The sequence below is a fragment of the Streptacidiphilus fuscans genome, assembly GCF_015690355.1.
Taxonomy (GTDB): Bacteria; Actinomycetota; Actinomycetes; order Streptomycetales; family Streptomycetaceae; genus Streptacidiphilus; species Streptacidiphilus fuscans.
In genome coordinates, this window is record NZ_JADPRT010000004.1 from 503888 (window position 1) to 516335 (window position 12448).

13 protein-coding genes are annotated in these 12448 nt (G+C 70.9%); 6 read left to right on the forward strand and 7 right to left on the reverse strand.

What is annotated here, in order from left to right; translation table 11 throughout:
- Positions 1-116 precede the first annotated feature (116 nt).
- The 3 genes from I2501_RS12955 to I2501_RS12965 all read right to left on the reverse strand — a co-directional run bounded on the left by I2501_RS12955 (position 117) and on the right by I2501_RS12965 (position 2933).
- Entirely contained in the window at positions 117-491 is a 375-nt protein-coding gene (locus I2501_RS12955) for an RNA polymerase-binding protein RbpA (protein WP_196194063.1), read from the reverse strand.
- A gap of 271 nt (positions 492-762) precedes the next feature.
- Entirely contained in the window at positions 763-2052 is a 1290-nt protein-coding gene (locus tag I2501_RS12960; RefSeq protein WP_196194165.1) for an MFS transporter, read from the reverse strand.
- Positions 2053-2129: 77 nt separating this feature from the next.
- On the reverse strand, positions 2130-2933 hold the full coding sequence (locus I2501_RS12965; protein WP_328806342.1) for a glycerophosphodiester phosphodiesterase: 804 nt from the start codon (positions 2931-2933) through the stop codon (positions 2130-2132).
- Positions 2934-3335: 402 nt separating this feature from the next.
- Between I2501_RS12965 and I2501_RS12970 the strand changes: the two genes are divergently transcribed.
- Positions 3336-3953: a hypothetical protein gene (locus I2501_RS12970; protein ID WP_196194064.1), complete on the forward strand. Its 618-nt coding sequence runs from the start codon at positions 3336-3338 to the stop codon at positions 3951-3953.
- 10 nt (positions 3954-3963) lie between these two features.
- Here the strand turns inward: I2501_RS12970 and I2501_RS12975 are convergent, their stop codons facing one another.
- The 4 genes from I2501_RS12975 to I2501_RS12990 form a co-directional block, all read right to left on the reverse strand.
- Entirely contained in the window at positions 3964-4164 is a 201-nt protein-coding gene (locus I2501_RS12975; protein WP_196194065.1) for a DNA-binding protein, read from the reverse strand.
- Positions 4165-4240: 76 nt separating this feature from the next.
- Positions 4241-5794: an amino acid permease gene (locus I2501_RS12980; RefSeq protein WP_236046167.1), complete on the reverse strand. Its 1554-nt coding sequence runs from the start codon at positions 5792-5794 to the stop codon at positions 4241-4243.
- Positions 5795-6012: 218 nt separating this feature from the next.
- Positions 6013-7680: a hypothetical protein gene (locus I2501_RS12985; protein ID WP_196194066.1), complete on the reverse strand. Its 1668-nt coding sequence runs from the start codon at positions 7678-7680 to the stop codon at positions 6013-6015.
- 29 nt (positions 7681-7709) lie between these two features.
- Positions 7710-7904 carry a hypothetical protein gene (locus I2501_RS12990; protein WP_037606139.1) on the reverse strand — a complete coding sequence of 65 codons (195 nt, stop codon included), beginning with the start codon at positions 7902-7904 and terminating at the stop codon, positions 7710-7712.
- Positions 7905-8321: 417 nt separating this feature from the next.
- On the opposite strand from I2501_RS12990, the gene I2501_RS12995 reads away from it, so the two are divergent.
- The 5 genes from I2501_RS12995 (at position 8322) to I2501_RS13015 (ending at position 12438) form a co-directional block, all read left to right on the forward strand.
- The gene (locus tag I2501_RS12995; protein WP_196194067.1) at positions 8322-8729 is read left to right on the forward strand and encodes an ankyrin repeat domain-containing protein; all 408 of its coding nucleotides are present in this window, start codon (positions 8322-8324) and stop codon (positions 8727-8729) included.
- A gap of 268 nt (positions 8730-8997) precedes the next feature.
- Positions 8998-9426 carry a GNAT family N-acetyltransferase gene (locus I2501_RS13000; protein WP_196194168.1) on the forward strand — a complete coding sequence of 143 codons (429 nt, stop codon included), beginning with the start codon at positions 8998-9000 and terminating at the stop codon, positions 9424-9426.
- Between the two features lie 174 nt (positions 9427-9600).
- Entirely contained in the window at positions 9601-10182 is a 582-nt protein-coding gene (locus tag I2501_RS13005; RefSeq protein ID WP_196194068.1) for a DoxX family protein, read from the forward strand.
- 49 nt (positions 10183-10231) lie between these two features.
- Positions 10232-10684: a DUF4442 domain-containing protein gene (locus I2501_RS13010; RefSeq protein WP_236046168.1), complete on the forward strand. Its 453-nt coding sequence runs from the start codon at positions 10232-10234 to the stop codon at positions 10682-10684.
- A 299-nt stretch (positions 10685-10983) separates the two neighbouring features.
- Positions 10984-12438: a hypothetical protein gene (locus I2501_RS13015; protein WP_196194069.1), complete on the forward strand. Its 1455-nt coding sequence runs from the start codon at positions 10984-10986 to the stop codon at positions 12436-12438.
- The last annotated feature ends 10 nt before the right edge of the window (positions 12439-12448 follow it).

Here is a 12448-nt window from a genome sequence, read left to right on the forward strand (position 1 = left end):
CGCACAGCCTTGCGCAACGTACTGGCGCACAAGCTGCGCCTCCTGATGACCATGCTGGCGGTGCTCCTCGGCGTCGCCTTCGTGGCCTCGTCGTCAGGTCCGTGCCGCTGTCGCGGCTACGCGGACTTGCGCGCGTCGCGCGGATGCACCGCGAGGTTCATGCCGCCCGAGCGAAGGACCGCCAGGCGCTCGGCGAGCACCTCCTCCAGCTCCTCGCGCGTACGCCGTTCCATCAGCATGTCCCAATGCGTACGGGCCGGCTTGGTCTTCTTCTCCTCCGGCTCCTCGCCGTCGATCAGCAGCGCCTCGCTGCCGCAGAACCGGCATTCCCACACGTGGGGGATCTCGGCCTCCACGGAGAACGGCACCTCGAAGCGGTGTCCGTTCTGGCATGCGTACTCGACGGTCTGGCGGGGCGCCAGATCGATACCGCGGTCGGTCTCGTAGCTGGTCGCCCCGAGTCGCGTGCCGCGGAGAGCTCGCTCACTCATGAATCGTGCCTCCCGGGCTCTTGGCCCACAGGACTGGATGTCGCTGTCTTCGTCGATCCGTACAACGCGCGGCAATCGTCGAAGATTCCCGCGGTAAGCGCGCAAAACGCGCGACCTTCGCCGCACACCCGCACCGCACCTGTTTGTACCCATCGGCGTCCGATTTGTCACATCTGCAGGCAGATATCACCCTCTGTTGGCCCGCAGTTCCCATCCGTCACGAATCCGCAAGGACATCCGCAACGACATCCGTGTGGTGGCCGTCACATCCTCACGAAATTGACGGCACCGGATTGCCGACCGCCTCGATCGCCCGGCGTACCGGAACGCGCAACAACAGCAGGAAACCGATCGCGAAGAAGACGAGCAGCGAGATGATGGCGATCCGATAGCTTCCGGTCAGCTGGTAGGCGAGCCCGAAGACGAGCGGGCCCATCCAGCTCGTGCCGCGGTCGCTGATCTTGTAGAGGCTGAAGTACTCCGCCTCGTGCCCGGCGGGGATCAGGTGGGAGAAGAGCGAGCGCGACAGCGCCTGGCTGCCGCCCAGGACCAGCCCGATGGCGGCGGCGAGGGCGTAGAACCAGACAGGCTGGTGCCCGGGCATCACGTAGCCGAAGGCGAGCGTCACCACCCAGGCGACCAGCGAGCCGAGGATGGTCTTCTTCGCCCCGTACCGCCGCGCGATCCGCCCGAGCAGCAGTGCGCCGCCGATGGCGACGATCTGGACCAGCAGCACGCCCGCGATCAGCGTGGTCTGGCTCATGCCCAGCTCCTGGCTGCCGTAGAGGGAGGCCTGGGAGATGACTGTCTGGATGCCGTCGTTGTAGCAGAGGAACGCGATCAGGAAGAGCAGCGTCAGCGGGTAGCGCCGCATCGAGCGCAGGGTGCCGACCAGTTCGCGCAGGGTGCCCCCGGCGTGCTCGTCGACCGGGCGGGCGACGGGGGCCGTGGCCGGGCGCTGCGGCAGGCGCAGCATCGGGAAGAGGGTGAACGTCGCCCACCACGCGCCCGCCGAGGCCAGGCAGAGCCGGACCGCCGTACCGGACGACAGGCCGAGCGCGCTGTGGCCGAGGAAGAGGCCGAGGTTGACGATCAGCAGCAGCCCGCCGCCCCCGTAACCGAACGCCCAGCCCTTGGACGAGACGGCGTCGCGGTCGTCGGGCGCGGCCAGGCCCGGCAGGAACGAGTTGGCCAGGGCCGCCGAGACGGCGTAGCAGATGTTGGCCACGACCAGCAGGCCACCGCCGAGCAGGTAGTGCGAGCCGCCGAGGAAGAACATCCCGAGCGTCGCGGCGGCGCCCACGTAGGCGAAGGTGCCGAGCAGCGTCTTGTGCCGCCCGGTCCGGTCGGCCGCCGCGCCGGCCAGCAGCATCACGGCGACGGAGATCAACACCGAGAACGAGACGGTGTAGGGGAAGAACGACCCCGCCTTGACGGGGATGGCGAAGGGGTGCACGTCGCCGTGGGCGTCGGCGGCCTTCTTGGCGATGTCGGTGAGGTACGGCCCGAGGAAGACGGTCAGCACGGTGGCCGAGAAGGCCGCGTTGGCCCAGTCGTTCATGTACCAGCCGAACTGGGTGCGTTTCAGGGCGGCGGGGTCGGCTGTCGCCGGAGAGGTGGCGGCAGTGGGAGAAGAGATCAAAACCAGGCTCCGCGCTCGATCAGGACATCGCGAAGGACATCGATGTGATCCGCCATGATGCCATCCACGCCCAGATCGAGAAGATCACGAATGCGTGACGGTTCGTCCACCGTCCAGACGTGCACCTGGAGGCCCATCCGGTGCGCGGTGGTCACGAACGCCCGGTCCACCAGGCGCAGTTCGGTGCCCGGCACGGTCTCCGGCACCTGGACGCAGACCGCCTGCCGCCGGACGGCGCGGGCGATCGGCGCGTGTCCGCCGGTCAGCGAGCGCAGCTTCAGCGCCATTACGCCGCGCGGCCCGGCGGAGGTGGCCAGGCGCGGCCCGGCGACCTGCCGCAGGGCGCGCATCCGCGCGTCGGAGAAGGAGCCGACGCAGACCCGGTCCCAGGCGTTGGTGCGGCGTATCACGTCGACCAGCGGGCGGATCGCTCCCGGGGCCTTGACGTCGATGTTGAAGCGCGTGGTCGGGAAGGCGTCGAGCAGTTCGGCCAGCGTGGGGATCGGCTCCCGCCCCGCGATCCGGGCTGCGGAGACGGTCCGCCACGGCAGTTGGGCCACCGCCCCGGTGCCGTCGGTGACCCGGTCCAGCTGGGTGTCGTGAAAGGCGATCAGGACGTTGTCGGACGTGACGTGGACGTCGGTCTCCAGATAGCGGTACCCGAGTCTGACCGCGCGTTCGAACGCGGCCAGCGAGTTCTCCGGTCCGCCCAGGCTCCCGCCCCGGTGGGCGAAGGCCAGCGGACCGGGGTGGTCGAGGTAGGGGTGGCGGACGAGTCGGCTGGTCAGGCTGCGGGTCACGCGGAGAAGTATGCCCTGTGGCGGCTGTGGCGCGAAGGGACGTGTGTGGCGCCAATTCACGGCAATCGGTTGACTGGCATAGTCCGAAAGGCTGAAATGAATGCCACTGGTCCGCGTCAGGGGGTTGTCGGCCAGGCGTTCCGTCCTGTCGTCGACGCGTATTTCGCATGCCGTTTTTTAGGACGGCTCTGCGCATCGTCTGATCGAAAATGATAGGTAAATGTCAGATCGAGAGCATGAATCCCGGGCGCCGGCGAGTGCGGTCGCCGTCGGGAGTCCGGGCACGTCGGGGGTGTCGGCGCGGCAGCCGGGAGGCGGCCCGACGGCCACGGGGGAAGCGGACGCTATTGTTCCGCCGGTGGTCCCGTCGATGCCACGCGGGGTTCCGCGCGCGAGCGGCGCATGAGTTCCGCTCCGTCGGGCGCGGTGGTGGCGCCCGGGGCACTGGAGAGTGCGATGCGGATTCCCGGTGCGGTGGCCGTGGAATTCGGCGACCTGGTCACCGGTCGCGTGCTCGGTTCCACCGCCCGACCGGCACTGGCCTCGCAATTTCCGCAGCTCTGCGGAAAAGCGGCGGTCGCGCTCGGTGCGGGCTCGTGGGAGGAATTCGCGGAATCCGGCGAACGGCAGACCGTCGAAGAGGTCATCATCACCGGCCGGAGATATTTCTGCATGCTCCAGGCCGTCCGTCCGCCCGGCGGGATCTCGCACGCCTTCATCCAGGTCTCGCTCGACCGCTCGCTGGCCAACCTCGCGATGGCCCGGCTGGACCTGCGCGCGATCGCGGAGTGCCTGCCGGGCGTCGTCGAGCACGAGTGCCGGACCGCCGCCGCGCGGGAGTCGGCGGACGCGGACGCGACGGAGGACTGCCTGCCGCAGGGCGACGTGGTCGAGCCGGAGCTACTGCCCCAGCGACTCCCCGGGCAGCAGCTCCCGGGATCCATGGCCGCCCGTCCGGCGGTGATGGTGGGGGAGCCGCTGCTGCGTCAGATTCTCGCCGCGCTGCACCGCTACCGCTGATCGTCCGTGCTCAGAAGCGGGTGTCGGCCCCCAGCGCCAGGCCCTTCCCGGCCAGGGCCAGGCGGAGCAGGCGCAGGGCCTTCGGCCCGACGCCCGGCAGGTGGCGCAGGGACGCCTCGGGGATGCCGTCCAAATCCTCGAGACAACGGTAGCCGGCCCGGTCGAGCGCCTCGCGGGCCGGGGCGGCGAGGCCGGTGGGGAGCGGGGTCATGCGGGTCCTTCCGGCGGGAGCGGGCGTCGCGGGGAGGTGTCCCCGCAGCGGTTGGTACCCGCTCCCGCCGGTCGGGTCACGCGCCGCCGAGCTCGCGCTCGACCGCCGCGAGTTCCTCCACCGAGCCCTGGACCTTGGGCCCGACGAACCACCTGCGCGCGGACAGCAGCCACCAGCCGCCCGCGAAGCCCAGCACCACCAGTACCGCGATCGGCGCGTAGTTGAAGGTGTCCCGGGTGATCGGGTTGGCGGTCGGCAGCATGAACAGCACGGTGATGATCGCGACCCAGACCACGGCCACCGTCCCCACCGGGCGGCTCCAGCGCCCGAGTTGCCACGGACCCGGCCGGAACGCCGAGCCCAGCCGCAGCCGCAGGAAGGTGGGGATGACGTAGGCGATGTAGAGCCCGATGACCGAGATCGACGTCACCGCCGTGTACGCGGTGTTGTTCCACAGCGCCGGCAGCCCCAGCACGAACGCGCCGCCCGCGGCCAGCCAGACGCCGTTGGTGGGCGTCCTGGTCCGCGGGTTGATCCGGTGCCACAGGGCCGAGCCCGGCAGCGCGCCGTCACGCGAGAAGGCGTAGATCATGCGGGAGTTGGCGGTGACGGAGCTCATCCCGCAGAACAGCTGCGCGCCGATGGCGATGAGCAGCAGCAGCTTGCCGCCGGTCGAGCCGACCGCGTCGATGAAGATCTGCGCGGGTGCGACGTGGGTGGGGGTGTTCATCTCGCCGTTGTAGTCCTGGATGGCGAAGGTGATGCCGATCAGCAGCACCCAGCCCGCGACGAGCGACACCAGGATCGAGATGATGATCCCGCGCGGCCCGGTCCGAGCGGCGTCGCGGGTCTCCTCCGTCATGTGCGCGGAGGCGTCGTACCCGGTGAAGGTGTACTGGGCGAGCAGCAGCCCCAGCGCGGCGACGTAGAGGGAGCTGCCCCAGCCGGTGGTGTTGACGAAGTGTCCGAAGACGAAGCCCGCCGACTCGTGCTTGGACGGCACGATGCCGAGGACCGCGACGATCACCACCACGCCCAGCACGTGCCACCAGACGCTGACGTTGTTGAGCATCGCGACCAGCCGCACGCCGAAGGTGTTGAGCGCGCCGTGGAGCAGCAGGATCAGCCCGAAGATGATCACGGTGTGGGCCTGCGTCGCCGAGAACCAACCCTGCAGGTCCAGCAGCGCGTTGATGAACTGCGCCGCGCCGAAGTCGATCCCGGCGGTCACGGCGACCTGGCCGAGGAAGTTGAACCAGCCCGTGAACCAGGAGAACAGCGGGCCGTTGCGCGGGGAGAGCTTGGCCGCCCAGTAGTAGAGGCCGCCCGCCGTCGGATAGCTGGAACAGACCTCGGCCATGGCCAGGCCGACCAGCAGCGTCATCAGGCCGACCACCGGCCAGCCCCAGACGATGACGGCCGGGCCGCCGGTGCCCATGCCCGTCCCGTAGAGCGTCAGGCAGCCGGACAGGATGGAGATGATGGTGAAGGAGACAGCGAAATTGGAGAAGCCCGACATGGTGCGGGCCAACTCCTGTGCATAGCCGAGCTCGTGGAGGCGTTGCTCGTCACTGGTCGATCCCGGAGCGGTTGCGTCCGGGGCGAGGGCTGAGGGCTCTGGGGACGACATGCGCACCTCTGGTGTGTGGGTGCGGACCGCTCAATGGTATGAAGGCAGTCCATTGGCGCACCATTGAGCACTGGTTCCGGTGGTGCCGTCAAGGGGTCGTCAGGAATGCGGACACGACGACGCCCCCTGCCTGTTCGGACAGGGGGCGTGCGGTCGGCTTGCGCGGCGACGGTTCCCGAAGCAACGGTTCAGCAAGCAAGGGCTCAGCAAGGAAGGGCTCAGGAGAAGCGGGGGGCCTCGGTCGGCAGCGGGGGCAGCGTCGGCATCGGCGGGAGGTCCGGCGGCAGTTCGACCGGGGGCAGGTCGACGGGGGCCATGTCCCTGGAGTGGCTGTTGGAGCGGTCCTTGCTCAACAGGTCCTTGCCGAGCAGGTCCGTGCCGAGGTTCAGCTCCGTCGTCGTCTCGGTGCGGGTGTCCGCGTGGGGGAGCAGGGCGATGACCGCGTCGCGCTGGTCGGTCGGCGCGTCCTCGTCCAGCGGGTCGGGCGTCGCCGGGACCTGGAGCCGGATCGGTGCGGAGTTGCCGAGCCGGGCGTAGCCGCGGCCGGGCGGGGTGTGGCTGGACGGGGTGATGTCCAGCGGCGCGCCCAGCGCCTCCAGCGCCGTCTCCTGGCCGATCGGACCGAGCACGACCCGTGCCCGGCACGCGGTCCTGACCCCGGGCCGGATCCGGTCCAGCGCCTCCAGTCGGTCGACGACCACCACCGTCACGTGCGCGGTGCGGCCGTGACGCAGTGGCACCTCCAGCAGCTCCTGCGGGTCGGTGCGTCCCTCCGCCTGGGCCAGCTCGGTCAGCTCCGAGGGGTGGTCGAGCAGCAGCCAGAGCGGACGCAGGGTGTCCGCGGGTGGGACGCCGCCGGAGCGCTTGGCCAGGTTGTGCGCGTCGAGACGGCGCTGCGTCTCGTTGGCCGCCCACTCCAGCGCGGCGAGCGCGCCGTGCAGGCTGGTCTCCACCGTGTGCACGCCCGGACGGCCCACCAGGCAGGCGTGTTCCCCAGTGCCCGCGCCGTCGATGACGGCGATGTCGCCGTACTGCAGCGCCTGGAGCGCGAGCGAGCGCAGCAGCGTCGAGGTGCCGTAGCCGTGCGCGCCCAGAGCCAGCAGGTGCGGCTCGGCGGAGCGCGGACCGGTGCGCCAGAGCACCGGCGGCTGGTGCGCCTGACCGCCGGCCTGACGGACCGGGATCATCCGGTTGGTACTGGTGGTGTCGGTGAACCCCAGCACCAGTTCGCCTGCGGCGGTGACGAAGGTCTGTGCGGCGATGTCACCCGGCAGCGGCGGCAGCGCGCTGACCTGGAGGCGGTTGACCTCCTGGTCCCAGGTGAACCGGTACTCGCGGCTGCGGCCGACCTTGCCGTGGATCACCTGCTCGATCCGGGCCCGCGAGTGGGGCTCGGTGTCGGTGAAGTAGGCGGGGTAGCGCAGGTCCAGCGAGGTCAGCCGGCCCTCCTCGTCGAACTCCCAGCCGGTGAACGCGTCCTTGAAGTCGCCGCCGTGCGCGTAGAGCGGGCTCGGGTCCGACTCGTGGACCAGATACGGCGTCAGCGCGGTGTACACGGCGGCGAGTTTGAGCTGGCTGGTGTCGGGCGCGGGCGGCGCGGGCTCGGTGCGCGAACGTCCCGCCCAGGCGGCGCTGCCCATCAGGGCGAGCAGGGCCAGCAGCGGGCCGTAGGGCAGCAGGGCCACGGCGGCCACGACGGCCACCACCAGGAAGAGCGCGGGCCCGCGCTTGTCCTTGGGGGTGTTCGCCCACCAGTTCTTCGTCCACTGTGCGTGGGCGCGCAGACCACGGCCGATGGTGATCAGCGGGCCGAACATGTCGGCCGCGTGGTCACTCGCGGTACGTGCCAGGTCGCGCCCTCGGGTCAGGTGCTCGGTGAAGGTCATCGATGTGCTCCGGGGCAGGTTCGGGGGCGTCAGAACTTGATGCCGCCGAGCAGGCTGGCGAGGCTCGCGCCACCGGCCTTGATGCTGGGGGCGATCGCGGTTCCGGCGAGATAGAAACCGAACAGCGCGCAGACCAGAGCATGGGAGAGCTTCAGGCCGTCCTTGCGGAAGAACAGGAACACGATGATTCCCAGCAGGACGACTCCGGAGACGGAGAGGATCACGAGGGTCTCCTCGTAGTAGGGACAGCGGGCTGTGGTGGGCCTGGTGGGACAGGCCTTCCTTACTTACTCGTCACGCAATGTTGAACCATCGTGACAAAAAGTAATAACCAATGAATAGCAGCAAATGGGTGGTTTTGCCGGGTGCGCACCCGCCTCGCCCGTGATCGTGTCTCCGATGGCCCGCCACCACGCGGCGGCGCGCGGGTGATTCGCCCGGATGGCTGACACCCGGTCGGGGACGGGTGTCGCACCCGTCAGGGCGACCTGAGGGACCGTCCGGGGAGCTGTCCGGGGACCTGTCCGGGGAGTGGAACGCTGCCGCGTCACCCTTCGTGCGGGTGGCCCGACGGCGTACGCTCGCGCTCGCCGACCCCAGTCGGGTCGGCGCGGCCGTCGAGAAAGCGAACGAAGACACCTATGACTGATCAGAACGACGCCACGGGCGGCGCCGACGCCGTCGACCCCGAGGTCGCCGCGCTCGCGGGCAAGGTCTTCGACCTCGCCCGCGCGGGCGACGCCGCCGGGCTCGCCGCCTATATCGACGCGGGCGTTCCGGCGAACCTGACCAACGAGAAGGGCGACACGCTGCTCATGCTGGCCGCGTACCACGGCCACGCCGAGGCCGTCCGCACCCTCGTCGAACGCGGCGCGGACGCCGACCGCCCCAACGACCGGGGTCAGACCCCGCTGGCGGGCGCGGTCTTCAAGGGCTCTGCCGACGTGATCACCGCCCTCCTCGCCGCCGGCGCCGACCCCGACGCGGGCCAGCCCTCGGCCCGCCAGACGGCCCAGATGTTCGGCCGCACGGAGCTGCTCGGGCAGTAGCCCGGCCTTGGTCCCATGCCTCCGCCGTCGGCCGGGTCTTCCCGCCGGCGGCGGAGGCGCGTCCGGGGGTGGCTGCGGACGTGGCTCCGGGCGCCCGTCCGGAAGGGCGCGGGCGCTGCGTAGACTCGAAGGCTGCCGTCGCCGCTGCCGTCGCAGGTCAGGCCGGTGGCGGAGGCGTTCGGAAGAGCAGATCGGTCAGAGCGGAGGCGGAGCACGCGTGGAGCGGATACGAGTCGTCGGGTACGGGCACCCGGACGCGCAGCTGTTGATGGCCGAGGTCCAGCAGGAGTACGTGCGGCGCTACGGCGGCCCCGACGAGACGGACCTCGTCGAGGACGATTTCGCGCCGCCGCTGGGGGCCTTCGCCGTGCTCTACGACCTGGACGGGTCGCCGGTGGGGACCGGCGCGTGGCGGGCGCAGGAGTCAGGCGAGATCGGCCTGGCCGACGGGGACGCCGAGATCAAGCGGATGTACACGCGTGCCGCCGCGCGCGGACGCGGCCTGGCCCGGCGGATGCTCCGGTTCCTGGAGGAGGACGCCCGGCGGGCGGGACGCCGCCGGATGATCCTGGAGACCGGTGACCAGCAGCCGGAGGCCCTGGCGCTGTACAAGTCCGAGGGCTACGAGCCAGTCCCGAAGTTCGGCTTCTACCGCGAGTACGACTCCTCGATCTGCCTGGGCAAGGCCCTGGCCTGAGGCCTCCGGGAGCGCTGCGGTGACGTCGCGCGCCGGTCAGTTCGCGCCTCGCCCAGGTCGCGCGCCGCACCGCTCCCACGGGTGGGCTAACCAGGAGGGGCCGGGCCAGGGGTTTCGGCGAAGACTGGTGCTGGACGAACTGGACGAACGCTCCCTCGCCGGAAGGACTTCCTCATGCCGTGCCTGCCTCGCAAGGATCTGGGACTGCTGGTGCTGCGCGTCGGGACCGGCGGCGTGCTCTTCGCGCACGGCGCCCAGAAGCTGTTCGGGTGGTTCGGCGGCGCCGGTCTGGACCGGACCGCGCAGGCGATGGAGGCGATGGGCTTCCACCCCGGCCGCCAGAGCGCGCTCGCGGCCGGGCTCGGTGAGGCCGGTGGCGGGGTGCTGCTGGCCCTCGGCGTGGCCACTCCGGCCGCCGGTGCGGCTGCGGCGGGTGCCATGGCGGGCGCGGTCGCGGTGCACCGGCCCGCCGGTTTCTTCGCCCAGTCGGGCGGCTACGAGTACCCGGCCTACCTCGGGTATGTGGCGGCGGGCCTCGGTCTCGCCGGGCCGGGAGTCTTCTCGTTCGACCACATCAGCGGCAACTGCCTGAACCGTCCGGGCATGGTCGTGCTGGCCTTCGGCGCTGCGGCCGCAGCCGCCGCTGCCGTCGTCAGCAAGCGCGAGGCGGCGGTCGCCGCGGCGCAGCTGGCCAAGGACGAGGCGGAGCGGGGCCAGGGGCGGCAGGAGCCGGACGGCACGGCGGGCTCCGCCTGATACCGACCCGTCGTTGGCAACGAAGCTACTGGCGAGTAATATCCGGTCCATGACCAACGCCATGCCGTCGATCGCCGAACTGCTCCCCCAGACCGTTCCCATGGTCCGGACCCTCAACCTCACCTTCGACGAGTGCACCGCGACCCGCGCGGTGCTGCGCCTGCCCGATCAGGCCGAGTTCCACAACCACGTCGGCGGCCCGCACGCCGGCGCGATGTTCACCCTCGCCGAGTCGGCGAGCGGCGCGATCGTCCTGTCCGCCTTCGGTGACCAGCTGACGCGCGCCGTGCCGCTCGCGGTCGACGCGAAGATCGCCTACCGCAAGCTCGCCATGGGCGAGGTCACCGCGACCGCCGAGCTCGGCCGTCCCGCCGCCGACGTCGTCGCCGAGCTGGACGCCGGGCAGCGTCCCGAGTTCCCGGTCGAGGTGACCATCCGACGCGCCGACGGCGCAATCACCGGTGAGATGACCATCACGTGGACCCTGCGCCCCAATCGCTGACGCCCTGACCGCTGACCCACAGTCAGGGACGCGGCGGCGCCTGGTGGTCGACTGTCGTCGAACACGCCTCGTTGATGGACGGTGACCATCCGTCACTGTCCGGATCGGGGCCGATCGGCTTCGACCACGTGGAGATCCTGTGACCCGCCCAGCACGGTTCGCGCGCGCGTGGATATGATCTGCCAGCGCACTATCCGGGGCGGGGACGGTCCACCAACAGCTCGTCGCCTTGGCGTGCCGAGACAAGGCCCCTTTGGGGGCCTACTTCGACGCAGACCATCGCGGGAGGGCGAGCGGGCGTGTCAGCACCCATAGTCGATGCCGTCGCGCCGCCGGATGCGCGCGTGGTGTCACCCAGATCAGGAGAGCAGTCGGCGACGCGGGACGGCGTCGCCGACAGCCGGAGCGGTTCCGACGGCTCGGGAGGCTCCGGCAGTACCGGGGCCGCCGAGGCCACAGCGACACCCTGGGGGGCCATAAGCCTCTCCGTCGCGGGTGTCCTGCTGATGGCCTTCGTGGCCTTCGCCGCCCCCAACGACCACACCCTCGACATCGCCGTCAGCTCGCTACGGCTGCCGAAGCTGCCCGGTCCCGCCTCGACCTACCTGACCTGTGCGGCCATAGCTGCTCAGGGCGCGGGGCTGATACGGATGCTGGCCGCCAACAGGCGCGGCTGGTCGCCGTCGCCGAAGCGGCTGGTGGGGCTGGGCGCGTTCGGCGCGCTGCTCCTCGCCGTCGGGACCCCGGTCGGTTCGGCCGACACCGCCAGTTACGCGGCGTACGGGCGGATCGCGTCCCTCGGGCTGGACCCCTACCGCACGCTGCCGGGTGAGCTCGGCGGCTCGTACGCGCACCTGGTCGGCAACAACTGGCTCTTCACGCCGTCCGTCTACGGACCGCTCGCCACGTTCGTCCAGCAGCTGGCCGCCGACATCGGCGGCAGCCGCCTCACGCTCACCATCACCGTGCTGATGCTCGCCAACGCGGCGGCCTATGTGCTGACCGGGCTGGTCCTGGTCCGGATGGCGCGCGACCGCAGCCGGGCGGCGCTGCTCTGGGCGGCCAACCCGCTGCTGCTGTGCCTGCTCGTCGGCGGCGGACACCTGGACACCTACATCGCCCTGTTCAGCGCCTGCGCCGCGTACGCCGCGCTGCGGGTGCGCGAGTCGCCGGCCAGCCACGAGATGGTGGTCGGCGCGCTCCTCGGCATGGCCTGCGGCGTCAAGATCAGCGCCGCACTGGTCGCCGTCGGCCTCTCCTGGCCGCTGCTGCGCGAGCGCGAGTGGAAGCGGCTGATCGTCCGCACGGTCAGCTGCCTGGTGCCGCTGGCGGTGATGTACGTACCGATCGGCATCCACGGGCTGGACCCGCTCTCCCAGGCCTCACAGCTCGTCTCGTCCCCGTCGGTCTGGGCGCTGGTCGACCTGCTCGGCCGCGTGACCGTGGGCCAGGGCGTCACCGAGGCCGTCATCACCCTGGCCTGGCCGGTGGCCATGCTGGCGATGGGCTGGATCTTCTACCGCCGCACGGTCGGCCACCCGGCCGAGCTCGGCCTGGAACAGCCGCGCGGCGCCTACGCGCTGGCCCTGGGCTGGCTGCTGGCCGCGCCCTGGTGCATGCCCTGGTACGCCGCGCTGGTCTGGCCCCTGGCCGCGGTCCTGCCGTCGCGCCGCCGCGCGGACCTGCTGCTGACGTGGTTCACCCTGGGGCTGGCCCTCTTCCACAACACCGGCGGGCACGGCTGGAGCTGGTGAGCCGGGCGAC